The sequence below is a fragment of the Enterobacter sp. 5-4 genome, assembly GCF_000612205.1.
Lineage (GTDB): Bacteria > Pseudomonadota > Gammaproteobacteria > Enterobacterales > Enterobacteriaceae > Enterobacter > Enterobacter roggenkampii.
Window position 1 is genome coordinate 21,138 of sequence record NZ_JFHW01000026.1, and the last position, 25,086, is coordinate 46,223.

Genomic DNA, 25,086 nt, shown 5'->3' on the forward strand with positions numbered 1-25,086 from the left:
TAAAAGCTCTAACTTTTGTTGCATTACTGGGATGTAAAGTGAATACAACGCTGTTTCGATGGCCGGTTCGTGTCTATTACGAAGATACCGATGCCGGTGGTGTGGTTTACCACGCCAGCTACGTTGCTTTTTATGAACGGGCACGCACAGAGATGCTGCGCCATCATCACTTTAGTCAACAGGTGCTGTTGGCTGAGCGAGTTGCCTTCGTGGTACGCAAGATGACGCTTGAGTATTTTGCGCCTGCCAGACTCGACGATATGCTCGAAGTCCAAACTGAAATTACATCAATGCGCGGGACCTCACTGGTTTTCACGCAGCGGATAGTCAACGCAGAGAATACCGTACTGAACTCAGCTGAAGTGCTGATTGTTTGTGTTGATCCAACCATAATGAAGCCTCGTGCGCTTCCTAAGTCTATTGTCGCGGAGTTTAAGCAGTGACTGACATGAATATCCTTGATTTGTTCCTGAAGGCAAGCCTTCTGGTTAAACTTATCATGTTGATTTTGATTGGTTTTTCAATCGCATCCTGGGCCATCATCATCCAGAGAACGCGTATCCTCAATGCCGCTGGCCGTGAGGCTGAAGCGTTTGAAGATAAGTTCTGGTCGGGCATTGAGCTTTCTCGTCTGTACCAGGAGAGCCAGGGACGTCGTGAAAACCTGACCGGCTCCGAGCAAATTTTCTATAGCGGCTTCAAAGAGTTCGCCCGTCTGCATCGTGCAAACAATCATGCGCCTGAAGCGGTGGTGGAAGGTGCCTCGCGCGCGATGCGCATTTCGATGAACCGCGAGCTGGAAAACCTTGAAACGCATATTCCGTTCCTCGGTACTGTCGGTTCCATCAGCCCGTATATCGGCCTGTTTGGTACCGTGTGGGGGATCATGCACGCCTTTATCGCGCTGGGCGCGGTGAAGCAGGCCACGTTGCAGATGGTTGCACCGGGTATCGCTGAAGCACTGATTGCGACCGCTATCGGTCTGTTTGCGGCAATTCCTGCGGTTATGGCTTACAACCGTCTGAACCAGCGCGTGAACAAACTGGAACTGAACTACGACAACTTTATGGAAGAGTTCACTGCGATTCTGCACCGTCAGGCGTTTACCAGCACCGAGAGCAACAAGGGGTAAACCATGGCCAGATCGCGTGGACGAGGTCGTCGCGAGCTCAAGTCCGAAATCAATATCGTTCCGCTGCTGGACGTCCTGCTGGTACTGCTGCTGATCTTCATGGCAACAGCGCCAATCATTACCCAGAGCGTGGAAGTGGATCTGCCGGATGCGACAGAATCACAGGCGGTGAGCACCAATGACGATCCTCCGGTTATCATTGAGGTTTCCGGCGTAGGGCAATACAGCGTCGTGGTAGAAAAAGATCGTATGGATCAGCTGCCACCTGAGCAGGTTATTGCCGAAGCGCAGCGTCGCCTGGAGTCAAATCCGAAAACGGTCTTCTTAATCGGTGGCGCGAAAGACGTACCCTACGATGAAATTATTAAAGCGCTGAACTTGCTACATAGTGCGGGTGTTAAGTCAGTTGGCTTAATGACCCAACCTATTTGATCATCCGCGTAGTTTTTGGGAACCGATAGTGTCAAAGGCAACCGAACAGAACGACAAGCTTAAGCGAGCGATAATCGTCTCCGCAGTGCTGCACGTTATTCTCTTTGCAGCGCTGATCTGGAGTTCGTTCGACGAGCATATTGATGCATCAGCCGGCGGCGGTGGAGGATCTTCCATTGACGCCGTCATGGTGGATCCCGGTGCGGTAGTACAGAACTATAATCGCCAACAGCAGCAGAAGGCGAGTGCAAAACGGGCTGAAGAGCAGCGTGAAAAACAGGCGCAACAGCAAGCGGAAGAACTGCGTGAAAAGCAGGCTGCCGAGCAGGAGCGTCTGAAGCAGCTTGAGAAAGAACGTTTGCAGGCGCAGGAAGCCGCGAAAGCGCAGGCAGAGCAGCAGAAACAAGCCGAAGAGGCCGCGAAAAAAGCACAGGAACAGCAAAAGCAGGCGGAAGAGGCGGCAGCAAAAGCCGCAGCGGACGCGAAAGCACAGGCTGATGCCCAGGCGAAATTAGCGGCAGAAGCGGCGAAGAAAGCGGCTGCTGATGCCCAGAAGAAAGCGGAAGCCGAAGCGGCGAAGAAAGCGGCCGCTGATGCTCAGAAGAAAGCGGAAGCCGAAGCCGCGAAGAAAGCCGCAGCTGAGGCTCAGAAGAAAGCAGAAGCGGAAGCCGCGAAGAAGGCCGCTCAGGAAGCAGAGAAGAAAGCTGCTGCCGAGGCCGCGAAGAAAGCGGCTGCTGCAGAGAAAGCAGCAGCAGAAAAAGCCGCGGCAGAAAAAGCGGCAGCCGCCGAAAAAGCCGCTGCTGACAAAAAAGCTGCAGCTGAGAAGGCCGCTGCCGATAAGAAAGCAGCAGCTGAAAAAGCGGCTGCTAAAAAGGCTGCCGCCGCTGAAAAAGCCGCTGCTGCCGCAGGGGTTGATGATCTGCTCGGCGATTTGAGCTCCGGTAAGAATGCGCCGAAAACGGGCGGTGGGGCGAAAGGAAACAACGCAGCGCCGACCGGAAGTGGTAACACTAAGAGTAACGGTGCGACAGGGGCTGAAATCAACGGTTATGCCGCGCAGATTAAATCCGCTATTGAAAGTCGATTCTATGATGCGTCTTCCTATACCGGTAAAACGTGTACGTTGCGTATAAAACTGGCTCCGGATGGCATGCTGCTGGATATTAAGTCTGAAGGTGGCGACCCGGCTCTATGTACTGCGGCCCTGGCTGCAGCGCGTCAGGCGAAGATGCCTAAACCGCCTTCGCAGGCAGTCTACGAAGTCTTCAAAAATGCGCCGCTGGACTTCAAACCTTAAGTTACATTTTCCCCGTGCAAACGGGGAAAAATAGACCAGGTTTAGTCACAGGGTTCGGGTAGTTTTGTCTATTTGAGTTTGTTAACATTCTGCTAAATTATCGTGGGTAAGGTTACCCGGATAAGGGAGATATGATGAAGCAGGCATTACGTGTAGCATTTAGTTTTTTAATGCTGTGGGCAGCAGTACTGCACGCAGAAGTACGTATCGAGATCACCCAGGGGGTGGACTCGGCACGCCCAATCGGTGTTGTTCCGTTCCAGTGGGCCGGTCCTGGCGCTGCACCTGAAGATGCCGGTGGCATCGTGGCGGCTGACCTGCGTAACAGCGGTAAATTCAACCCGTTAGATCGTTCTCGCCTGCCTCAGCAGCCGGGTAGCGCGCAGGAAGTTCAGCCTGCAGCATGGTCTGCACTGGGTATTGATGCCGTGGTTGTGGGTCAGGTTACCCCTAATCCGGACGGTTCTTACAACGTGGCCTGGCAGCTGGTGGATACCGGCGGTGCACCAGGTACCGTTCTGGCCCAGAACTCTTACAAGGTCACTAAGCAGTACCTGCGCTACGCGGCACACGCTGCGAGCGATGCGGTATTTGAAAAACTGACCGGCATTAAAGGCGCGTTCCGTACCCGTATCGCGTACGTGGTGCAGACCAACGGTGGTCAATTCCCGTACGAACTGCGCGTATCTGACTACGATGGCTACAACCAGTTCCTGGTGAAACGCTCCTCGCAGCCACTGATGTCTCCAGCCTGGTCTCCGGACGGTTCTAAGCTGGCGTATGTGACCTTCGAAAGCGGCCGTTCTGCGCTGGTTATCCAGACGCTGGCAAACGGTGCGGTTCGTCAGGTGGCGTCTTTCCCACGTCACAACGGTGCACCTTCATTCTCTCCGGACGGCTCTAAACTGGCCTTTGCGTTGTCTAAAACCGGTAGCCTGAACCTGTACGTGATGGACATTGGCTCTGGCCAGATCCGTCAGGTGACCGACGGTCGCAGCAACAACACCGAACCTTCATGGTTCCCGGACAGTCAAAACCTGGCGTTTACCTCTGACCAGGCCGGCCGTCCACAAATCTACAAAGTCAACATCAACGGCGGTGCTCCGCAGCGTATTACCTGGGAAGGTTCTCAGAACCAGAACGCAGACGTGAGCAGCGACGGTAAATTTATGGTAATGGTCAGCTCCAACGGCGGGCAGCAGCACATTGCCAAACAAGATCTGGTAGCGGGTGGCGTGCAAGTTCTGTCGTCAACGTTCCTGGATGAAACGCCAAGTCTGGCACCTAACGGCACGATGGTAATCTACAGCTCTTCTCAGGGGATGGGATCTGTGCTGAATCTGGTTTCTACAGATGGGCGTTTCAAAGCGCGTATTCCGGCAACTGATGGACAGGTAAAATCACCTGCCTGGTCGCCGTATCTGTAAATAATAATTAATTGATTACTAAAGGAATCATAGAAATGCAACTGAACAAAGTGCTGAAGGGGCTGATGATCGCTCTGCCTGTAATGGCAATCGCAGCGTGTTCTTCTAACAAGAACGCCAGCAATGACCAGAGCGGCGAAGGCATGATGGGTGCCGGCACCGGTATGGACGCGAACGGCAATGGCAACATGTCTTCTGAAGAGCAGGCGCGTCTTCAGATGCAGCAGCTGCAGCAGAACAACATCGTTTACTTCGATCTGGATAAATACGACATCCGTTCTGACTTCGCTGCGATGCTGGATGCGCACGCTAACTTCCTGCGTAGCAACCCATCTTACAAAGTCACCGTAGAAGGTCACGCGGACGAACGTGGTACTCCAGAGTACAACATCTCCCTGGGTGAACGTCGTGCTAACGCTGTTAAAATGTACCTGCAGGGTAAAGGCGTTTCTGCTGACCAGATCTCCATCGTTTCTTACGGTAAAGAAAAACCTGCAGTACTGGGTCATGACGAAGCGGCTTACTCCAAAAACCGTCGTGCCGTACTGGTTTACTAAGAGAATTGCATGAGCAGTAACTTCAGACATCATCTGTTGAGTCTGTCGTTACTGGTTGGAATAGCGGCCCCCTGGGCCGCTTTTGCTCAGGCACCAATCAGTAGTGTCGGCTCAGGCTCGGTAGAAGACCGGGTCACTCAACTCGAGCGTATTTCTAACGCTCACAGCCAGCTTTTAACCCAACTCCAGCAACAACTTTCCGATAACCAGAATGATATTGACTCTCTCCGCGGTCAGATTCAGGAAAGCCAGTATCAGCTTAATCAGGTTGTGGAACGTCAGAAGCAAATCTTGTTGCAGATAGATAGCCTGAGCAGCGGTGGCGCAGCAGCGCAGCCAGCCGCAGGCGATCAGAGCGGTGCGGCGACGTCTACGCCAGCGCCATCTGCTGATACGTCTGCCTCAACAGGCGCGCCTGTACAGAGCGGTGACGCGAATACGGACTACAATGCGGCCATTGCCCTGGTGCAGGATCAATCTCGTCAGGATGACGCGATTGCTGCGTTTCAGAGCTTTGTTAAGAAATACCCTGATTCCACTTATCAGCCAAATGCCAATTACTGGCTCGGTCAGTTGAATTACAACAAGGGTAAAAAGGACGATGCGGCGTTTTATTTTGCCTCAGTGGTGAAAAATTACCCAAAATCGCCGAAAGCGCCAGATGCGATGTATAAGGTTGGCGTGATCATGCAGGACAAAGGCGACACGGCGAAAGCCAAAGCGGTTTATCAGCAGGTGGTCGCAAAATTCCCGGGTACCGAAGGTGCTAAGCAGGCGCAAAAACGTCTGAATTCGATGGGATGATTATCGCATGACCAGAAATCGCGTTATTTCTGGTCGTGCAGCATGATTACTAAGCAGTTAAGTGATCTTCATCGAAATTTTTGTTGCGCAGAATTCTTAAATCAGTAATATATGCCGCCGTTGCCACGGGATATCAAACAACGTGAAAGCAGCATAAAAGTGGGTCGTTAGCTCAGTTGGTAGAGCAGTTGACTTTTAATCAATTGGTCGCAGGTTCGAATCCTGCACGACCCACCACTTCGAAGAAAAAAATCCCGCAAGGGGTCGTTAGCTCAGTTGGTAGAGCAGTTGACTTTTAATCAATTGGTCGCAGGTTCGAATCCTGCACGACCCACCACTTTAAAGTGGTACCGAGTAAAAATCTTCGAAGTCAGCACCCGAATGGGTCGTTAGCTCAGTTGGTAGAGCAGTTGACTTTTAATCAATTGGTCGCAGGTTCGAATCCTGCACGACCCACCAGTGTAGAAAGGCGCCCTAAAGGCGCCTTTTTGCTATCTGCGGTACAACAAATGCTCCGCCCATCTATTCCCGGTGACTTTTCACGCCAGATTCGCTATCTTGTTTAGTATACAAAACACAATTGCCACGCGTTTTGCTATGTCAGGCAAATGAAAGGCAATATTGTTAAGCCCGTAAAACGAGAAGCCATAATGAGTGTGATGTTTGATCCTGAAGCCGCAATCTATCCGTTTCCGCCTAAGCCTGTCCCGCTGAGCCAGGACGAAAAGCAGTTCTACCGCGAGAAGATTAAACGTCTTCTTAAAGAGCGCGACGCGGTGATGGTGGCCCATTACTACACCGACCCGGAAATTCAGCAGCTGGCGGAAGAGACCGGGGGCTGCATTTCTGACTCACTGGAGATGGCGCGCTTCGGTGCACGACATCCCGCTTCCACGCTGCTGGTGGCCGGCGTGCGTTTTATGGGCGAAACGGCAAAGATCCTGAGCCCGGAAAAAACCATTCTGATGCCCACGCTTAACGCGGAGTGTTCCCTGGATCTCGGCTGTCCGATTGACGAATTCACGGCCTTCTGTGATGCCCACCCTGACCGGACCGTGGTGGTTTACGCGAACACCTCGGCAGCAGTGAAAGCGCGGGCAGACTGGGTGGTCACGTCAAGCATCGCCGTTGAGCTGATTGAACATCTGGATAGTCTGGGGGAGAAAATTATCTGGGCGCCTGATCGTCATCTCGGCAATTATGTTCAGAAGCAGACGGGGGCTGACGTTCTTTGCTGGCAGGGCGCCTGTATCGTTCATGACGAGTTCAAGACGCAGGCGCTGGCGCGCATGAAGGCGCTTTATCCTGACGCCGCCATTCTTGTGCACCCTGAATCTCCGCAGTCGATTGTTGACATGGCGGATGCGGTGGGTTCAACCAGCCAGCTTATTAACGCGGCCAGGACTTTACCTCACAAGCAGCTTATCGTGGCGACCGATCGCGGTATCTTCTATAAGATGCAGCAGGCCGTGCCGGAGAAAGAGCTTCTCGAAGCGCCTACCGCAGGCGAGGGGGCAACGTGCCGCAGCTGTGCGCATTGCCCGTGGATGGCGATGAACGGCCTGAAAGCGATTGCCGAAGGGTTAGAAACCGGTGGTGCGGCGCATGAAATCCACGTGGATGCAGCCCTGCGTGAAGGCGCGTTAATTCCGCTTAACCGCATGCTGGATTTTGCGGCTACACTACGTACTTAATTCACTACGCCCCGGGGAAAAGATGGATTTTTTTAGCACACAGAACATTCTGGTTCATATACCGATTGGTGCAGGTGGCTATGACCTGTCATGGATTGAGGCCGTTGGTACGCTGGCGGGATTATTGTGTATCTGGCTGGCAAGCCTTGAGAAGATCAGCAATTATGCGTTCGGGCTGATTAACGTCACGCTGTTTGCGATTATCTTCTTCCAGATCCAGCTGTACGCCAGCCTGCTTTTGCAGCTGTTCTTCTTCGCCGCCAATATTTACGGCTGGTATGCGTGGTCGCGTCAGAACAGCCAGCAGGAGGCAGAGCTGCAGATTCGCTGGCTGCCCTTGCCGAAAGCCATCGCCTGGTTTGTCGCCTGCGTGGTGGCCATTGGCTTAATGACCGTCTTCATCAATCCGGTATTTGCGTTCCTGACCCGCATTGCCGTTTCGGTCATGTCCGGCATCGGCCTGAACGTGACGATGCCAGAACTCCAGCCGGATGCTTTCCCGTTCTGGGATTCCTGCATGATGGTGCTGTCGATTGCGGCGATGATTCTGATGACCCGTAAATACGTTGAGAACTGGCTGCTGTGGGTCATCATCAACGTTATCAGCGTGGCGATCTTCGCCCTGCAGGGCGTCTATGCCATGTCGCTGGAATATCTGTTGCTGACCTTCATCGCGCTGAACGGTAGCCGGATGTGGATTAACAGCGCGCGTGAGCGAGGCTCTCGCGCGCTTTCCAGCTAGTGGTCATGATGATGTGAATGACCGGACTGCGCCTCGTTAAGGTGGCAGTCCGGTCCGCTACAGGGCTGATACTCCATCTGAACGGTGGCATGGCTAATGTCGTAGTGATGTTCCAGGAAGTGCTGGATGCGATCGAGCAGCGCATCGTGGTCGTGAGGTGGGATCACCTGGACATGGAGCGTCATGACCGGTTTCTCCCCCACCAGCCAGACGTGCACGTGGTGGACATTACGGACTTCCGGAACAGTACGGCGCAGGTTGCGCTTCAGCTCGTCGATGTCCATGGATGCCGGAGCCCCTTCAAGCAGTTCATTCACGCTCTCCTTCAGCAGCCGCCAGGCGCTGCGCAAGACCAGACACGACACCAGCACGGACAGAATCGGATCGACAGGCGTCCAGCCGGTATAGAGGATCACCAGCGCGGCGACAATCGCCCCGACTGAGCCGAGCAAGTCCCCCAGCACATGCAGAGCCGCCGCGCGCACGTTGAGGTTCTTTTCCTCGCTGCCGCGGTGCAAAATCCAGAAGGCCAGGATATTCGCCACCAGCCCTGCCACGGCAATCACCATCATTGTCGCCCCGGCAATCGGCTGAGGATGTCTGAAGCGCTGAATGGCCTCCCAGACGATAAGAATGGTAATGACCACCAGGGCAATCGCGTTAACAAAGGCGGCAAGGGTCGTCAGCCTCAGCCAGCCGAAGGTATGGCGTGTATTGGGGGGACGACGGGCAAACTGTACGGCCAGAAGGGCGAAAAGTAGCGCCGCTGCATCGGTAAGCATATGCCCGGCGTCAGCCAGTAGCGCCAGAGAGCCGGAGACCAGACCGCCGATGACCTCAATAATCATGAAGGTTGCGGTGACGCCAAAGGCCAGCAGCAATCGTTTAGCGTTGTCGTCGCCAGCGGCGTGGGAATGTGTGTGTGCCATGTTATCTTTCCTGATTCGTTATCGTTTTTAGTGTAGCGTTTTTAATAGGTTACTCAAAAAGAAAGGAGAGCCTTAGCTCTCCTTTTATCATTAATTTCACAGCCGGTTACTGAGTCGTACCATCTGTTTTGGTATTGGCATCATCCCCCACTTTGTCATTCGGGTCGGGACATTTGCCATCTTTACACATGGAGTTCTTATGAACTTCATCTTTGCTCATGCTGTCATGATTCATGGTGCCGGAGTCGGTACCGTTGGGGTGCAGCATGGTGCCGCCGGTGTTGGTGTTTCCATTATTGATCTGACTATTATCGACATTGTTCGGGGCGACGTTCTGTTTGGCATCAGGGGCGACCTGGCCTGCTGACGCAGCCGCGTTTGCATCACCGTTACCCGATGAGCCCGTTTCGGCCGCAAGAACGCTACCGCTGGCCAGGGTGAGGGTGGCGGTCAGGAAGAGGGTTGCCAGTTTTGTCATTTTCATCATGGTGCTCCTGTTCTTGTCGTTACGCTGGATAACTTTTTCCAACAGTGCATCTTTTTCAGAGGCGAAAGATTCCGCCATACGGACTTACGTCAGTCGGGAATCGCGTTTAAGCGTGTAAAAATGGTTGTTACAGTTAAAAAGCTTAGGTTAGATCTCGTTTTTCGCTATTTTGTGGCGATTTTTAGGCGAATTCCAGGAATTATCTGCGTGAAGTGTAAAACCGTGTTTACACTTCCTGAGCGACAAGATAGATTGAAAGGATTGCTTTCATTACTAAAGATATGGCAGAGCTGGAACGAAGATGAATTATCAGAACGACGATTTACGTATTAAAGAGATCAATGAGTTATTACCTCCTGTAGCACTCCTTGAGAAATTCCCCGCCACTGAAAATGCCGCAAACACGGTTTCTCATGCTCGTAAAGCGATCCATAAGATCCTGAAAGGTAATGACGATCGTCTTCTGGTGGTGATTGGCCCATGCTCTATCCACGATCCTGCTGCCGCGAAAGAATACGCAGCCCGTCTGCTCACCCTGCGTGAAGAGCTGAAGGATGAGCTGGAAATCGTGATGCGCGTCTATTTTGAAAAACCGCGCACCACCGTTGGCTGGAAAGGGCTGATTAACGATCCGCACATGGATAACAGCTTCCAGATCAACGACGGCCTGCGCATTGCGCGCAAGCTGCTGCTGGAGATTAACGACAGCGGGCTGCCTGCGGCCGGTGAGTTCCTGGATATGATTACGCCCCAGTATCTGGCAGACCTGATGAGCTGGGGGGCAATTGGTGCCCGCACTACTGAATCTCAGGTTCACCGCGAGCTGGCGTCCGGTCTCTCTTGTCCGGTTGGCTTCAAAAACGGCACTGACGGCACCATTAAGGTGGCTATCGACGCCATCAACGCAGCGGGCGCACCGCACTGCTTCCTGTCCGTGACCAAATGGGGCCACTCCGCCATCGTTAACACCAGCGGTAACGGTGACTGCCATATCATTCTGCGCGGCGGCAAAGAGCCGAACTACAGCGCAAAGCATGTGGCCGAAGTCAAAGTCGGGCTGGAAAAAGCCGGGCTGCCACCGCAGGTGATGATCGATTTCAGCCACGCCAACTCCAGCAAGCAGTTTAAAAAGCAGATGGAAGTGGGCGCAGACGTCTGTCAGCAGATTGCCGGCGGTGAGAAGGCGGTAATTGGGGTGATGATCGAAAGCCATCTGGTTGAAGGTAACCAGAACCTGGAAGGCAGCGAGCCGCTGGTGTACGGCAAGAGCGTGACCGATGCCTGCATCGGCTGGGATGACACCGACGCCATCCTGCGCCAGCTGGCGAATGCGGTGAAAGCGCGTCGCGGTTAATTCTGACGGCTCAAATAAAAAAGCGCGGACGGTTCCGCGCTTTTTTTATGGTCAGCGAAAATTACTTCGCTTTACCCTGGTTCGCAACGGCCGCCGCTTTCGCTGCGATTTCGTCCGCGTTACCCAGGTAGTAGTGTTTGATTGGCTTGAAGTTTTCGTCGAACTCATACACCAGCGGTACGCCAGTTGGGATGTTCAGTTCGAGAATTTCGTCTTCACCCATGTTGTCCAGGTATTTCACCAGCGCACGCAGGGAGTTACCGTGAGCGGCGATAATCACGCGCTCGCCGCTTTTCAGACGTGGCAGAATGGTTTCGTTCCAGTAAGGCACAACGCGGTCGATGGTCAGCGCCAGGCTCTCGGTGGTTGGCAGCTCAGCGTCGGTCAGTTTCGCGTAACGCGGGTCGTGGCCCGGGTAGCGCTCGTCATCTTTGGTCAGCTCTGGTGGGGTGACCGCGAAGCCGCGACGCCACTGTTTAACCTGCTCGTCACCGTATTTCTCAGCGGTTTCCGCTTTGTTCAGGCCCTGCAGCGCACCGTAGTGACGCTCGTTCAGTTTCCAGGATTTCTCAACCGGCAGCCAGGCCTGGTCCAGTTCGTCCAGCACGTTCCACAGGGTATGGATGGCACGTTTCAGCACAGAGGTGTAAGCAAAATCAAAGCTGAAGCCTTCTTCCTTCAGCAGTTTACCTGCTGCTTTTGCTTCGCTTACGCCTTTCTCGGACAGGTCAACGTCGTACCAACCGGTAAAGCGGTTTTCGTTGTTCCACTGGCTTTCGCCGTGACGCACCAGAACCAGCTTAGTAATAGCCATCTCTTACTCCTCAAGCATTTTTAGAATGATAACAATTCTCATTATATTGCCGTGGCCGTGCCAGCAGCAACGCTTAACCCTAACCATAGCGAAAATAGTCTCTGAGTGTAAGATGCTTGTGAATCCAGGGTTATGATTTTGTCTGCGATCGGCGCTATTTTCAGCAAGGCGCACAGAAAAAAGCCCTCCGGAGGGAGGGCTGAATATTAATGTGGAATAAAATGATATTCCGTCACGCTAACGTACTCTTCACCTGGGCGCAGCACGCAGTCCGGCTGCGGCCATTCCGGATGATTCGGGCTGTCCGGCAGGAACTCGCTCTCCAGCGCCAGCCCTTGCCAGTCGCTGTACTCTTCGTGTTCGCGCGCCGTCGTGCCGCCGAGATAGTTACCTGAGTAGAACTGCAGGGCAGGAGCGGTGGTATAAACCGTCATCTGCAGCTTCTCATCGGTGGACCAGACCTGTGCGGCAGGTTGTTTCACATCGCCTTTAGCCTGTAGCAGGAACGCGTGGTCGTAGCCTTTCACCTTGCGCTGGTCGTCATCGCTCAGGAAATCCTGGGCGATGGATTTCGCGCTGCGGAAGTCAAAGCTGGTGCCGCTCACGTCTTTGAGGCCCTGGTACGGAATGCCCATCTCATCAACCGGCAGATACGCATCCGCCAGGATCTGAAGCTTGTGGTTCCGCACGTCGCACTGGTTACCGTCCAGATTAAAGTACGCGTGATTGGTCAGGTTGACCGGACACGGCTTGTCGACCGTCGCACGGTATTCAATGGCGATACGGTTGTCGTCGGTCAATGTAAAGCGCGCGGAGGCGATAAGGTTACCCGGGAAGCCCTGATCGCCGTCCTGCGAATCCAGCGAGAACAGCACTTCGCCGTCGTTTTGACGAACAATTTTCCAGCGACGTTTATCAAACCCGTCCGGGCCACCGTGCAGCTGGTTCTCACCCTGGCTTGGCAGCAGGGTGTACTGCACGCCGTCGAGTTCAAAACGGCTCTTCGCGATGCGGTTCGCATAGCGCCCTACGGATGCACCCAGATAGGCAGACTGATTAACATACTGCTCGGGCGATGCGCAGCCGAGCAGGGTTTCGCGCACGCTGCCGTCCGGCATCGGTACGCGTGCTGAAAGAAGGGTTGCACCCCAGTCCATGAGCGTAACCACCATCCCCGCGCGATTGCGCAGGGTTAACAGGCGATACGGCAGACCATCCGGTGCGAGGGTAGGTGTTTCGTTTAGCACTGTCCGGCTCCTTGTGATGCTTTGCAAACATAGAAGGTTTCTTTGATACCTGTTTTTGCTTCGTACTGCTTCGCCACGGCGTCCTGTACAGCAGGGACCAGCTCCTCAGGCACCAGCGCAACGATGCAGCCGCCAAAACCGCCGCCCGTCATGCGCACGCCGCCTTTGTCGCCAATGACCGCTTTGACGATCTCCACCAGGGTGTCGATCTGCGGCACGGTGATTTCAAAATCATCGCGCATGGAGGCGTGAGATTCCGCCATCAGTTCACCCATGCGTTTCAGGTCACCTTTCGCCAGCGCGGACGCGGCTTCAACGGTACGGGCATTCTCCGTCAGCACGTGACGAACGCGTTTGGCGACAATCGGGTCCAGCTCGTGCGCCACTTTGTTAAATTCATTGAGCGTGACGTCGCGCAGGGCGGGCTGCTGGAAGAAGCGGGCGCCGGTTTCGCACTGCTCGCGGCGAGTGTTGTACTCGCTGCCCACCAGCGTGCGCTTAAAGTTGCTGTTGACGATCACGACAGCCGCGCCTTTTGGCAGGGGTACGGCTTTGGTGCCCAGCGAGCGGCAGTCGATCAGCAGCGCGTGCTCTTTTTTGCCCAGCGCGGAGATCAGCTGGTCCATGATGCCGCAGTTGCAGCCCACGAACTGGTTTTCCGCTTCCTGACCATTCAGGGCGATTTGTGCGCCATCCAGCGGTAAATGATAGAGCTGCTGGAACACGGTGCCGACGGCGACCTCCAGAGACGCAGAGGAGCTTAAGCCCGCCCCCTGCGGCACGTTGCCGCTGATGACCAAATCGGCGCCGCCGAAGTTTTTATTACGCTTCTGCAGATGCTTCACCACGCCGCGCACGTAGTTAGACCACTGCTGGCTGTCGTGCGTCACAATCGGGGCATCGAGGGAAAACGCGTCCGTCTCATTACCGTAATCCGCCGCAATCACGCGAACCTGGCGGTCGTCGCGCTTCGCGCAGCTGATGACCGTCTGGTAATCGATGGCGCACGGCAGCACAAAGCCGTCGTTGTAGTCAGTGTGTTCACCAATCAGGTTGACGCGGCCAGGTGCCTGAATTACGTGGGTGGCAGGGTAGCCAAATTTCTCAGCAAACAGGGATTGTGTTTTATCTTTCAGACTCATTTTTTAGACTCCTGATTCGCGATAGTGGACGTCGCTAACGGCACGCAGACGTTCAGCCGCCTGTTCCGCCGTCAGGTCACGCTGGGTTTCCGCCAGCATTTCGTAGCCCACCATAAATTTACGCACCGTCGCAGAGCGCAGCAGCGGCGGATAGAAATGGGCATGCAGCTGCCAGTGCTGATTCTCTTCCCCGTTAAACGGTGCGCCGTGCCAGCCCATGGAGTACGGGAAGGAGCACTGGAACAGGTTGTCGTAACGGCTGGTCAGCTTTTTCAGCGCCAGGGCAAGGTCGTCGCGCTGCGCGTCGCTGAGTTCGGTGATGCGCTGCACGTGCGCTTTCGGCAGCAGCAGCGTCTCAAACGGCCAGGCGGCCCAGTAAGGCACGACGGCCAGCCAGTGTTCGGTCTCCACCACGGTACGGCTGCCGTCGGCCAGCTCACGCTGCGCGTAATCCACCAGCATCGATGAGCCGTTTTCTGCGTAATACGCTTTTTGCAGGCGGTCTTCACGCTCGGCTTCGTTAGGCAGGAAGCTGTTCGCCCAGACCTGGCCGTGCGGGTGCGGGTTAGAGCAGCCCATGGCCGCACCTTTATTTTCAAACACCTGCACCCATGGGTAAGTTTGACCCAGCTCGGCAGTTTGCGCCTGCCAGGTGCTGACCACCTCTTTCAGTGCCTCAACGCTCAGCTCCGGCAGCGTTTTGCTGTGATCGGGAGAGAAGCAGATCACGCGGCTGGTACCGCGCGCGCTTTCACAGCGCATCAGCGGATCGTGGCTTTCCGGCGCGTCCGGCGTGTCGGTCATCAGGGCGGCAAAATCGTTGGTAAACACGAAGGTGCCTTTGTAGTCCGGGTTTTTATCCCCGGTGACGCGCGTGTTGCCCGGACAGAGGAAGCAGTCCGGGTCGTGCTGCGGCAGCGTCTGTTTTGCAGGCGTCTCCTGCGCCCCCTGCCAGGGGCGCTTGGCGCGATGCGGAGAAACTAAAATCCATTGCCCGCTTAACGGGTTAAAACGACGATGCGGATGATCGACGGGATTAAATTGCGTCATGACGGATCCTTAGTCCGGATAGCCTTGCGGGTGGCGTGACTGCCAGTGCCAGGTATCCTGTGCCATTTCATCAAGCGTGCGCGTAACACGCCAGTTAAGCTCTTTGTCGGCTTTGGTGGCGTCGGCCCAGTAAGCAGGCAGATCGCCCTCACGACGCGGTGCGAAGTGGTAGTTCACCGGCTTGCCGCAGGCTTTGCTGAAGGCGTTAACCACGTCCAGCACGCTGCTGCCGACCCCGGCGCCGAGGTTGTAAATATGCACGCCCGGTTTATCCGCCAGCTGCTGCATGGCCGCAACGTGGCCGTCGGCCAGATCCATCACGTGAATATAGTCGCGCACGCCGGTGCCGTCTTCGGTCGGGTAGTCATTGCCAAAAATCGCCAGCGACTCGCGGCGGCCTACGGCAACCTGGGCGATATACGGCATCAGGTTGTTCGGAATGCCCTGCGGATCTTCCCCCATATCGCCAGACGGATGCGCACCGACCGGGTTGAAGTAGCGCAGCAGCGCGATGCTCCACTCCGGCTGGGCTTTTTGCAGATCGGTTAGGATCTGCTCCACCATCAGCTTGCTTTTGCCGTACGGGCTTTGCGGCGTCCCGGTCGGGAAGCTTTCAACGTAAGGGATTTTAGGCTGATCGCCGTAGACGGTGGCGGAAGAGCTAAAGATGAAGTTTTTGACGTTGGCCGCACGCATGGCGGAGATGAGACGCAGGGTGCCGTTGACGTTGTTATCGTAATACTCAAGCGGCTTAGCAACGGATTCACCGACCGCTTTCAGACCCGCGAAGTGGATCACCGCTTCAATGGCGTGGTCGTGAAGGATCTCGGTCATCAGCGCTTCGTTACGGATGTCGCCTTCCACGAACGTCGGGTGTTTACCGCCAAGACGTTCAATCACAGGCAGCACGCTGCGCTTACTGTTGCACAGGTTGTCGAGAATGATGACGTCATGGCCGTTTTGCAGCAGCTGCACGCAGGTATGACTACCGATGTAACCGCTACCACCTGTTACCAGAACTCGCATATTTCGCTCCATTGGGCTTATGGTATGTAATAACCATAGCATAACAGAGACGCGAAAAGTGTGACATGGGATAAAATAGTGGAATCGTTTACACTGTTTTTAAAATCCGATTTTCAGCTACCGTGAGGCATTGTAGATCAACGGGATAGCAATGTATTAGTGCAGGTTATCTGAAAAACGGAGGGCGGTGCCCTCCGGGGGTTAATCGATTTTGCTTTGCCGATAGTAATAGTGCTCACCGTCCGGAACAAACTCCAGGCGGTGGGTGATGCAGGAGGGGGCATCTTCGGCATGATGTGAAACGAACAGCAGCTGCGTTTCACCTTCGCTAATCAGCACGTCCACAAAGCGGCGGATAAGCTGGCGGTTCAACGGGTCGAGTCCCTGCAGCGGTTCGTCGAGGATCAGCAGCGTGGGGTGTTTCACCAGCGCGCGAACGATCAGCGCCAGACGCTGCTGCCCCCACGAAAGACTATGAAACGGCGCGTCAGCAACCCGGTTGTCCATGCCCAGAATGTCCAGCCACTGTTGGGCCAGCTTGTGCTGTTTGTCCGATACCGCCTGATAAATGCCGATGGAGTCAAAATACCCGGAGAGGATCACGTTGCGTACCGTGGTACTGACCCGGTAATCCAGATGCAGGCTGCTGCTGACGTAGCCGATATGTTTTTTGATATCCCAGATGGTTTCGCCGCTGCCGCGACGCCGACCGAACAGCGTGAGGTCGTTGCTGTAGCCCTGCGGATGATCGCCGGTGATCAGGCTCAGCAGCGTGGATTTTCCCGCGCCGTTGGGGCCGACAATCTGCCAGTGCTCGCCTGGATTGACCGTCCAGCTGAGGTGATTAAGGATCGGGCGATCGTCATAAGCGACCACCCCATCGCGCAGCACGATGCGCGGCTGGTGGGGATCAAGCGCGTGGCGCGCCGACGGGGCGTCGGGTTCCGGAAGGGTAATACCGTCGAGCTGTTCGCTGTGCGCGAGCTGGGCAATCAGCGCCTGCTTAAGCAGCGCGTTTTTTTCGCCGGTCTCGGTCAGGTTACAGTCGGCCAGGACGCCCGCGTGCTGAATAAAGTCCGGAATTTCATCAAAACGGTTAAGCACCAGCACGAGGGTATATCCCTGCTGATTAAGCGACGCCAGCAGAGACGCCAGCTGCGCCCGGGACTGCACGTCAAGACCGTCGAACGGTTCGTCCAGAATAAGCAGTTCAGGTTCGCTCATCAGCGCCTGACAAAGCAGCGTTTTTCGCGTCTCGCCGGTCGAAAGGTATTTAAAGCGCCGGTTCAGCAGAGGGGTGATACCGAACTGTTCTGCCAGGCGCTGGCAGCGGGCGGGATCCTTCACTTCATCCTGAATAATTTCCGCCGTCGTACGGCCGGTATCGTCTTCGCCAGGGCTGAGCAAATCGGTGTTGTTGCGCTGCCACTCGTCGCTGACCAGCTTTTGCAGTTGTTCAAACGACAGGCGCGTCAGGCGCGTAAAGTCGCTCTGATATTCGCCCTTGAGGAGGTTGAGCTCTCCGGCCAGCGCGCGGGCCAGCGCGGATTTACCGCTGCCGTTTGTGCCGACAAACGCCCAGCTTTCACCCGCGCGTAGCGTCAAATCAGCAATTGTCAGCGTTCGGGTATCGCTAAGACGAAACGTGCCTTGCGAAATATGCAATGATGACATGGTTTATCCCTGTTTTTGCAGCACCAGATATCAGGGATACGCACTGTCGGTACGATTGTCAATGTGCTCAGCACAAAGTGGCGATAATCACCCGGTCCGCGTTGAAATACGCGGTGACGGCAGCACCTTCTTCTACGTTGTCCGACTCGCTGAGCGGTACGGTCGCGCAAAGCGGCTGCCCATCTGCCAGGGTCATCAGCACTTCGCACTGCGTCTGGCCGCGTTCGATATGGCTGATGGTGCCCTGCAGCTGGTTATCTGCTGTCTTTGCCGCGTCGGGATCGCGTGTAATACTGACCCACGGCGCCTTCAGGAGCACCAGCACCTCTTTCCCTTCATCCAGTTCAAGACGTTCCGCGCTTTGCGCCGTTATGGCGGCCTTCAGACGGGTGGTGCCATCGGCAAGCAGGATCTCAATATGCTGCTGTATCTGCAGATTGTCGCGCGCCGTCACCGTACCAAACCACTGGTTGCGGGCGCTGGTTTGTAGCGAGAAGCGGGAAATGGCGGCCAGCAGACTGTCCAGCGGAACGTTATCGTCATCGCTTAACGCATCGAACGCTTTTTGCTGAATCTGGGCCAGCAGATCGTAAAGCTGAATAAGACGCTGGCCATAACGCGTCACGATTGCACCGCCGCCGCCTTTGCCGCCCGTGGCTCTGTCCACCAGCGGCTGTTCGCTCAGGGTGTTCATGTCGTTGATGGCGTCCCAGGCACTTTTGTAGCTGATGCCCGCGTTTTTCGCCCCCTGGCTAATCGAGCCCGTTTGTTCTATTTGTTTAAGCAGGGCGATACGTCGCGGATCGGCGAAAAGCTTTTGCTGAAGTCGGAGTGTGAGAAGAATTTCGGCCTGCATAACAGTGTCCTGGCAAAAAGGGTATTGTGACCCAAATGGTGCAGGGCGCAAAGGGTACCGCACAAAAGGGGATGTTTTTCTCAGTTGAAAGGGTAGAATAAGCTGTTCACAATATCTGGAGAAAACCATGTTAGAGTTGTTGAAAAGTCTGGTATTCGCCGTGATCATGGTACCAGTAGTGATGGCCATCATCCTCGGTGCCATCTACGGCCTGGGTGAAGTGTTCAACGTCTTTTCGAACATTGGTCACAGAGACCAGGCTAAAAAGCAGCATTGATTCCCCCCCAAAACGCCCGGCTTGTCCGGGCGTTTTGCTCTCAAGATTTTCCCATTTTCGCCGATACTCTTTAACGCACTACGCCGGTTTACCTCTTCAGCGGTACGATTAAAAGCTGGGATCTCCCTGACGTTACCGTTATATTAATGTGTATATAACGATACTCACAGGAGTTACAGATGGCACGTTCATGGGTACGCCTTTTTGCAGGGGCAACGTTGACGCTTTCCCTTACCGGACACGCGCTGGCGGACGACGGTAAAATCACGGTCTTTGCGGCGGCGTCGCTGACTAACGCGCTGCAGGATATCGCGGCGGCGTATAAAAAAGAGAAAAACGTCGAGGTGGTCTCCTCGTTTGCCTCTTCCTCGACGCTCGCTCGCCAGATAGAAGCGGGCGCGCCGGCGGATCTGTTCATCTCGGCTGACCAGAAGTGGATGGATTACGCGGCGGAGAAAAAAGCGATTGATGCGGCAACCCGCGAAACGCTGCTGGGGAATAGCCTGGTTGTCGTGGCGCCAAAAGCCAGCGCCCAGGCTGACTTCACCATCAACAAAGAGACCCACTGGATAAGCCTGCTGAACGGCGGGCGTCTGGCGGTGGGCGATCCGGAGCACGTTCCGGCCGGGATCTACGCCAAAGAAGCGCTGCAAAAATTGGGCGCATGGGAGACATTGTCACCGAAGCTGGCCCCGGCGGAAGATGTCCGCGGCGCGCTGGCGCTGGTGGAACGCAACGAAGCCCCGCTGGGCATTGTGTATGGCTCTGATGCCGTTGCCAGTAAGGGTGTGAAAGTGGTGGCAACGTTCCCGGAAGACTCCCACAAGAAAGTGGAATATCCTGTTGCGATTGTTGATGGACAAAAAAATGCGACCGTGACGGCCTTCCGCGATTATCTGAAGGGGCCGGAGGCGTCCGCGATCTTTAAACGTTACGGATTTACGACTCACTGATGATATTGACCGATCCTGAATGGCAGGCTGTTCTGCTGAGCCTTAAAGTCTCTTCCCTGGCGGTTGCGCTGAGTTTGCCCTTTGGGATCTTCTTTGCCTGGCTACTGGTTCGCTGTCGGTTTCCCGGCAAAGCGCTGCTCGACAGCGTGCTTCATCTTCCGCTCGTGTTGCCGCCCGTGGTGGTCGGTTATCTGCTGTTAATTTCCATGGGGCGACGCGGTTTTATTGGCGAAAAACTTTACGACTGGTTTGGACTGACCTTTGCGTTTAGCTGGCGCGGTGCGGTACTGGCGGCGGCGGTAATGTCATTCCCGCTGATGGTGAGGGCGATCCGCCTCGCGCTGGAAGGCGTGGACATGAAGTTCGAACAGGCGGCCCGTACGCTCGGTGCCGGGCGCTGGCGCGTCTTTTTCACCATCACGCTTCCCCTGACGTTACCCGGCATTATTGTCGGGACGGTACTGGCGTTCGCCCGCTCGCTGGGCGAGTTTGGCGCGACCATCACCTTTGTCTCGAACATTCCCGGCGAGACGCGAACGATTCCGTCGGCCATGTATACCCTGATTCAAACGCCGGGCGGAGAAGGCGCCGCGGCGCGGCTGTGTATCATCTCAATCGTACTAGCCCTGGTATCGCTGCTGGTGTCGGAATGGCTGGCGCGGCTGAGCCGTGAGCGGATGGGGAAATAAGCATGCTGGAACTGAATTTCACCCAGACGCTGGGAAACCATACCCTGACGCTTAACGAGACGCTGCCTGCAAGCGGTATCACCGCCATCTTCGGCGTCTCGGGGGCGGGAAAAACGTCGCTGATAAATGCCATCAGCGGCCTGACGCGCCCGCAGTCAGGACGGATTGTATTGAATAACCGCGTCTTAAACGACGTGGAAAACAAGGTGTATCTCACGCCGGATAAACGCCGCATTGGCTATGTTTTCCAGGACGCGCGCCTATTCCCGCACTACAGCGTGCGCGGCAACCTGCGTTACGGCATGGCGAAAAGCATGGCCGGACAGTTTGATAAGCTGGTGACGCTTTTAGGCATTGAGCCACTGCTCGACAGACTGCCCTCGTCGCTTTCCGGCGGAGAAAAACAGCGCGTGGCCATTGGCCGCGCGTTGCTGACCGCACCCGAACTGCTGCTGCTCGACGAACCGCTGGCCTCGCTGGATATTCCGCGCAAACGTGAGCTCCTGCCCTACCTGCAGCGCCTGACGCGAGAAATTAATATTCCAATGCTCTACGTCAGCCATTCGCTGGATGAGATCCTTCATCTGGCCGACAAAGTGCTGGTGCTGGAAGAGGGCAGCGTGAAGGCCTTCGGCAACCTGGAAGAGGTCTGGGGCAGCAGCGTCATGCACCCCTGGTTACCCCGGGAACAGCAGAGCAGCATTCTGAAGGTGAGCGTCCTGGAACACCATCCGCACTACGCGATGACGGCGCTGGCGCTGGGCGATCAGCACCTGTGGGTCAATAAGATCGACAAGCCGTTGCAGTCCGCGCTGCGTATTCGTATTCAGGCATCTGACGTCTCGCTGGTGCTGCAGCCGCCGCTGCAAACCAGTATTCGAAATATTCTGCGCGCCAAAGTCGCGGAGTGTTTTGATGATAACGGCCAGGTGGAAGTGAAGCTCGAGGTGGGAAGCCGGACGCTCTGGGCGCGCATCAGCCCTTGGGCCAGGGATGAGTTAGGGATCAAACCCGGCCTGTGGCTTTACGCGCAAATTAAGAGCGTCTCGATCACCGCCTGATTACAGCAGGTGGGTATAAATATACTGCGCGATGCTGTCGGTGGTGTTGTCGCCAATCACCACGTTAGCGCGCGCTTTTACCGCGTCGTCGGCATTGCCCATCGCCACGCCCGTACCGACGGCTTCCAGCATGCTGATGTCGTTGTAGTTGTCGCCGAAGGCGATCGCGTCCTGCATTGACCAGCCCTGTGATTCCACATACTGCGTCAGACGCTTGCCTTTGCTGTTGCCTTTGCGGGCAATATCCACCTGATCGTGCCAGGACCACTCGCACTCCAGCCCCAGCGTTTCCTCGACGTGCTTCGCGAAGGTATTCAGTTTGGTCGTGTCTTCATCCGTCAGGGCGAATTTCCAGATAGCCTCAACGTCCTGGGCTGCCTGACGCAGGGAGGATACCTGGGTAAAGACCGGACGCTGCGCTTCAGGCAGGGACAACGCCCAGTTGCTGGTGCGCACCACGTGGCCGGTAGGGCGCTCGTAGACCATTGCGTTATCCACATACATCAGGCCGTGAATGGCGTGCTCATCCAGCAGATCAATCAGTTGCAGCGCCTGAGGAACCGGCAGCGGGTCGGAGGCTAAAACCTTTTTTGCATGATAATCATACAAATAAGTGCCATTACAACAAATTGCAGGTGTATCTAACGCCAGTGCCTGATAAAAAGGGTGAATGGCTACGTGATGTCGACCCGTTACGATAAGGAGTTGATATCCCGCTTCCTGCGCGCGTTTAAGCGCTTCAAGGGAAGAGGGGAGAAGGGTTTTTTGCGGCGTCAGTAAGGTACCGTCTAAATCCAGAGCAATCACACGCGAGGTCATCTGTTTTCCCGGGTTAATATTGAATTTACGTTTTGATGGGATGGTACACCGAGAGGCGAATGCTTCAAAATTCCTGTCGACAATTCAGCATTCACCGTCAAAAGTTAATTACTTTCATGCGCAGTGAGGAGTGAATATTCATGAAACAAACCGTTTATACCGCCAGTCCTGAAAGCCAGCAGATCCACGTCTGGCGCTTAAATACCGAAGGGACACTCACGCTGGTTCAGGTTGTTGATGTGCCAGGCCAGGTACAGCCGATGGTCATCAGCCCGGATAAACGTTTCTTGTACGTGGGTGTGCGCCCGGAGTTTCGCGTGCTGGCCTATCGCATCTCTCCGGACGACGGCGCGCTGACGTACACTGCCGAAGCGCCGCTGCCGGGCAGTCCAACCCATATCTCAACCGATCGTAAAGGCAACTTTGTCTTCAGCGGCTCGTATAATGCGGGCTGCGTCAGCGTAACGCGTCTGGAAGATGGCATTCCGGTCGAAACCGTGGATGTGGTGGAAGGGCTGGAAGGCTGCCACTCGGCGAATATCTCTCCGGATAACCGCACGCTGTGGGTGCCTGCCCTGAAGCAGGATCGTATCTGCCTGTTCACCCTGAGCGACGATGGTCACCTGGTGGCGCAGAATCCAGCTGAAGTCACGACGGTCGAAGGTGCAGGCCCGCGTCATATGGTCTTCCATCCGAACCAGCAGTACGCCTACGTAGTCAACGAACTGAACAGCTCCGTGGACGTATGGGAGCTGAAAGATCCAAACGGTCAGATTGAGTGCGTGCAGACGCTGGATATGATGCCGTCTGATTTCTCCGACACCCGCTGGGCGGCGGATATTCACATTACGCCAAATGGCCGTCATCTGTACGCCTGTGACCGCACCTCCAGCCTGATCACCGTGTTTAGCGTTTCCGAAGACGGCAGCGTGCTGGCGATTGAAGGCTTCCAGCCGACGGAAACCCAGCCGCGCGGCTTTAATATCGATCACAGCGGCAAATACCTGATTGCGGCGGGGCAGAAATCCCACCACATCGCGCTGTATGAAATTAAAGGCGAGCAGGGGCTGCTGGAAGAGAAAGGGCGCTACGCCGTAGGCCAGGGGCCGATGTGGGTGGTGGTTAACGCTCACTAAGCGGCTTAAAACAAAAAACCTCGCGAATGCGAGGTTTTTTTATGCCCGGTGGCAGTGCGTTTACCGGGCTTACATAACCTGTAGGCCGGGTAAGGCAAAGCCGCCACCCGGCAAAAGGACAGCTTACTGCTTCGGCTCAGCAACCACTTTGCTACCCAGACCGCGGTTGTTGTACTCCCACATGCGGTTGAAGTTAGCGTCGTTCAGGTTGCGCTGCACGTTCCCTTTATCGTCCACCGCACCGGTATTGCCGGAGAACGGACGTTTAGAGATCGCCGCATCCGCCCACGGCTTCGCCATGTTGAAGCCTTCGTTGATCACGCTGTCGCGGATCACAACCTGACCGTTGGTCGCCGCGTCCACGTCCAGGGAGCGTCCCAGCTGCGCCACGCCGTCACCGGCAGCGTTAAAGCGGCTGTTCACGGCCAGGAAGCCGAAGAAGAGGTTCGACGGGGTTGCCGGAGCAAACACGTAACCTTCCTGCTGGGTACGTGAGTTCACCACGCGGAAATCGGTGTTATCAAATACCACCGCGCCGCGGCCGGAGACCAGATCCACGTCACCTTCAACGTAGCTGTTGGTCACCAGCGTACGGGTCAGACGGTTATTCTGCAGGGTGTTCTGCACGCCGCTGTTGGTCACGAAGAAGGTGTTCTGACGACCCAGAATGTTGACGTTGTTAATCTGCACCTTATCGCCATCGCTGCGCAGCGCGACGGCCTGGTGGTTACCGGCGTCAACGCTGTCGCCCAGGGTATTCTGAATGGTCAGGTTCTGCAGCTGCAGACCGTTATTCTGGGACCAGAACACCGCAGAGCACATCACGCCAACCGTGGCGGAACGCTTGCTCTGGCAGTTATCAAACATGTACCACGCCGGTTTGCCCGGCATATATTTACCGGCCGGGTTCACCAGGTGACGCCAGGTGTTGCTGTCGATTTCAGAATCAATCGCCAGGCCAATTTTTACGTCGATTGCTTTTTCGCCCAGACCGTAAAGCGTAATGCTGCCTGGTGCCGCCGGAACATACACGGTGCCTTCATATTCGCCTGGCAGGATCGCGATGTACTGGCGAGACGCGCTGTGTTTCGTGATGGCAGCATCTACCGCAGCCTGAATAGAGGTATGCGTTACGCCCTGCGCACCTGCCGGGCCAACCACGAAGTCAGGCTGTTTCGGCAGGTTAATCGAAGACGGGGTCCACGGCGCAGCGTTAGGATCCATCGACGAGAAGTAGTGCGCACGGTCGAAGTTCTTCGCTTCATCAGCGGACAAAATCGGGCGGGAGGCGGTACCGGGCGCGACCTGCTCAGAAGGGCGCTGATCCGGTGGGGTTGAACTGCATGCGGATAAGGTCACGCCAAAGGCGAGCGCTAACGCCAGACGGGAAATCCTGGAAATGTTCAAGGTGAAGCTCCTGGGTATGCAAGTCTTTACGGGATAGACGAAATAGCCTGCTTTTTTATACTAAGTTGAGCGAAACGGGA

Annotated in this window: 26 protein-coding genes and 3 tRNA genes; 18 read left to right on the forward strand and 11 right to left on the reverse strand. The window is 55.5% G+C overall.

The genetic code is table 11. The annotated features are described in order from the left end of the window. Positions 1-38: 38 nt before the first annotated feature. From ybgC to pnuC, 12 genes are all read left to right on the forward strand, one after another. Entirely contained in the window at positions 39-443 is a 405-nt protein-coding gene (gene ybgC / locus AA74_RS0116840; RefSeq protein ID WP_003858593.1) for a tol-pal system-associated acyl-CoA thioesterase, read from the forward strand. After that, positions 440-1,132, forward strand: coding sequence for a Tol-Pal system protein TolQ (gene tolQ / locus AA74_RS0116845; protein ID WP_008501101.1), 693 nt, complete (start codon positions 440-442; stop codon positions 1,130-1,132). The genes ybgC and tolQ overlap by 4 nt, the downstream gene beginning before the upstream one ends. Before the next feature lie 3 nt (positions 1,133-1,135). Continuing rightward, positions 1,136-1,564 carry a colicin uptake protein TolR gene (tolR, locus tag AA74_RS0116850; protein WP_003858589.1) on the forward strand — a complete coding sequence of 143 codons (429 nt, stop codon included), beginning with the start codon at positions 1,136-1,138 and terminating at the stop codon, positions 1,562-1,564. Positions 1,565-1,592: 28 nt separating this feature from the next. Beyond that, positions 1,593-2,861: a cell envelope integrity protein TolA gene (gene tolA / locus AA74_RS0116855; protein ID WP_025912849.1), complete on the forward strand. Its 1,269-nt coding sequence runs from the start codon at positions 1,593-1,595 to the stop codon at positions 2,859-2,861. Between the two features lie 134 nt (positions 2,862-2,995). Further along, entirely contained in the window at positions 2,996-4,288 is a 1,293-nt protein-coding gene (tolB, locus tag AA74_RS0116860) for a Tol-Pal system beta propeller repeat protein TolB (protein WP_013097529.1), read from the forward strand. Positions 4,289-4,323: 35 nt separating this feature from the next. Further along, positions 4,324-4,845: a peptidoglycan-associated lipoprotein Pal gene (gene pal, locus AA74_RS0116865; protein ID WP_003858578.1), complete on the forward strand. Its 522-nt coding sequence runs from the start codon at positions 4,324-4,326 to the stop codon at positions 4,843-4,845. 9 nt (positions 4,846-4,854) lie between these two features. After that, positions 4,855-5,649, forward strand: a complete 795-nt coding sequence (cpoB, locus tag AA74_RS0116870; protein WP_025912850.1) for a cell division protein CpoB — start codon at positions 4,855-4,857, stop codon at positions 5,647-5,649. 161 nt (positions 5,650-5,810) lie between these two features. Continuing rightward, positions 5,811-5,886: transfer RNA gene (locus AA74_RS0116875), tRNA-Lys, on the forward strand. Positions 5,887-5,910: 24 nt separating this feature from the next. After that, positions 5,911-5,986, forward strand: a tRNA-Lys gene (locus AA74_RS0116880). Positions 5,987-6,032: 46 nt separating this feature from the next. Further along, positions 6,033-6,108, forward strand: a tRNA-Lys gene (locus tag AA74_RS0116885). 191 nt (positions 6,109-6,299) lie between these two features. Continuing rightward, positions 6,300-7,343, forward strand: a complete 1,044-nt coding sequence (gene nadA, locus AA74_RS0116890; RefSeq protein ID WP_008501105.1) for a quinolinate synthase NadA — start codon at positions 6,300-6,302, stop codon at positions 7,341-7,343. Between the two features lie 22 nt (positions 7,344-7,365). After that, positions 7,366-8,085, forward strand: coding sequence for a nicotinamide riboside transporter PnuC (pnuC, locus tag AA74_RS0116895; RefSeq protein WP_023293003.1), 720 nt, complete (start codon positions 7,366-7,368; stop codon positions 8,083-8,085). On the opposite strand, the gene zitB is transcribed toward pnuC, so the two are convergent. Together zitB and AA74_RS0116905 are read right to left on the reverse strand one after the other, a co-directional pair. After that, positions 8,082-9,014: a CDF family zinc transporter ZitB gene (gene zitB / locus AA74_RS0116900; RefSeq protein WP_008501107.1), complete on the reverse strand. Its 933-nt coding sequence runs from the start codon at positions 9,012-9,014 to the stop codon at positions 8,082-8,084. The genes pnuC and zitB overlap by 4 nt on opposite strands. Positions 9,015-9,120: 106 nt before the next feature. Beyond that, a complete protein-coding gene (locus AA74_RS0116905; RefSeq protein WP_008501109.1) occupies positions 9,121-9,498 on the reverse strand; it encodes a YbgS-like family protein in 378 nt (125 codons plus the stop codon). A gap of 304 nt (positions 9,499-9,802) precedes the next feature. Between AA74_RS0116905 and aroG the strand changes: the two genes are divergently transcribed. Further along, entirely contained in the window at positions 9,803-10,855 is a 1,053-nt protein-coding gene (aroG, locus tag AA74_RS0116910) for a 3-deoxy-7-phosphoheptulonate synthase AroG (RefSeq protein ID WP_008501110.1), read from the forward strand. Between the two features lie 61 nt (positions 10,856-10,916). Here aroG and gpmA read toward each other — a convergent pair whose 3' ends face one another. The 7 genes from gpmA to modE form a co-directional block, all read right to left on the reverse strand. Then, on the reverse strand, positions 10,917-11,669 hold the full coding sequence (gpmA, locus tag AA74_RS0116915; RefSeq protein WP_008501111.1) for a 2,3-diphosphoglycerate-dependent phosphoglycerate mutase: 753 nt from the start codon (positions 11,667-11,669) through the stop codon (positions 10,917-10,919). A 206-nt stretch (positions 11,670-11,875) separates the two neighbouring features. Continuing rightward, complete coding sequence (gene galM, locus AA74_RS0116920) at positions 11,876-12,916, reverse strand: galactose-1-epimerase (RefSeq protein ID WP_021241010.1); 1,041 nt, start codon at positions 12,914-12,916, stop codon at positions 11,876-11,878. Further along, positions 12,910-14,058 carry a galactokinase gene (gene galK, locus AA74_RS0116925; RefSeq protein ID WP_021241009.1) on the reverse strand — a complete coding sequence of 383 codons (1,149 nt, stop codon included), beginning with the start codon at positions 14,056-14,058 and terminating at the stop codon, positions 12,910-12,912. The genes galM and galK overlap by 7 nt, the downstream gene beginning before the upstream one ends. A gap of 3 nt (positions 14,059-14,061) precedes the next feature. Then, on the reverse strand, positions 14,062-15,108 hold the full coding sequence (gene galT, locus AA74_RS0116930) for a galactose-1-phosphate uridylyltransferase (RefSeq protein WP_023343607.1): 1,047 nt from the start codon (positions 15,106-15,108) through the stop codon (positions 14,062-14,064). A 9-nt stretch (positions 15,109-15,117) separates the two neighbouring features. Then, positions 15,118-16,134 carry a UDP-glucose 4-epimerase GalE gene (galE, locus tag AA74_RS0116935; RefSeq protein ID WP_008501115.1) on the reverse strand — a complete coding sequence of 339 codons (1,017 nt, stop codon included), beginning with the start codon at positions 16,132-16,134 and terminating at the stop codon, positions 15,118-15,120. Between the two features lie 201 nt (positions 16,135-16,335). Further along, positions 16,336-17,808, reverse strand: a complete 1,473-nt coding sequence (modF, locus tag AA74_RS0116940) for a molybdate ABC transporter ATP-binding protein ModF (protein ID WP_025912851.1) — start codon at positions 17,806-17,808, stop codon at positions 16,336-16,338. A gap of 67 nt (positions 17,809-17,875) precedes the next feature. Then, a complete protein-coding gene (gene modE, locus AA74_RS0116945; protein WP_025912852.1) occupies positions 17,876-18,664 on the reverse strand; it encodes a molybdenum-dependent transcriptional regulator in 789 nt (262 codons plus the stop codon). A 127-nt stretch (positions 18,665-18,791) separates the two neighbouring features. Here modE and AA74_RS0116950 point away from each other — a divergent pair, with 127 nt between their 5' ends. The 4 genes from AA74_RS0116950 to modC all read left to right on the forward strand — a co-directional run bounded on the left by AA74_RS0116950 (position 18,792) and on the right by modC (position 21,644). Then, a complete protein-coding gene (locus tag AA74_RS0116950) occupies positions 18,792-18,941 on the forward strand; it encodes an AcrZ family multidrug efflux pump-associated protein (RefSeq protein ID WP_008501118.1) in 150 nt (49 codons plus the stop codon). Positions 18,942-19,120: 179 nt separating this feature from the next. Further along, entirely contained in the window at positions 19,121-19,894 is a 774-nt protein-coding gene (gene modA, locus AA74_RS0116955; protein ID WP_025912853.1) for a molybdate ABC transporter substrate-binding protein, read from the forward strand. Next, positions 19,894-20,583, forward strand: coding sequence for a molybdate ABC transporter permease subunit (modB, locus tag AA74_RS0116960; RefSeq protein WP_025912854.1), 690 nt, complete (start codon positions 19,894-19,896; stop codon positions 20,581-20,583). Before modA ends, modB begins: the two co-directional genes overlap by 1 nt. Before the next feature lie 2 nt (positions 20,584-20,585). Further along, positions 20,586-21,644: a molybdenum ABC transporter ATP-binding protein ModC gene (modC, locus tag AA74_RS0116965; protein ID WP_008501121.1), complete on the forward strand. Its 1,059-nt coding sequence runs from the start codon at positions 20,586-20,588 to the stop codon at positions 21,642-21,644. Here modC and AA74_RS0116970 read toward each other — a convergent pair whose 3' ends face one another. Then, the gene (locus AA74_RS0116970; RefSeq protein WP_025912855.1) at positions 21,645-22,463 is read right to left on the reverse strand and encodes a pyridoxal phosphatase; all 819 of its coding nucleotides are present in this window, start codon (positions 22,461-22,463) and stop codon (positions 21,645-21,647) included. 140 nt (positions 22,464-22,603) lie between these two features. Between AA74_RS0116970 and pgl the strand changes: the two genes are divergently transcribed. Further along, entirely contained in the window at positions 22,604-23,599 is a 996-nt protein-coding gene (pgl, locus tag AA74_RS0116975) for a 6-phosphogluconolactonase (RefSeq protein ID WP_023292974.1), read from the forward strand. A gap of 123 nt (positions 23,600-23,722) precedes the next feature. Here the strand turns inward: pgl and AA74_RS0116980 are convergent, their stop codons facing one another. Further along, positions 23,723-25,006: a putative acyl-CoA thioester hydrolase gene (locus AA74_RS0116980; RefSeq protein ID WP_008501124.1), complete on the reverse strand. Its 1,284-nt coding sequence runs from the start codon at positions 25,004-25,006 to the stop codon at positions 23,723-23,725. Positions 25,007-25,086 lie beyond the last annotated feature (80 nt).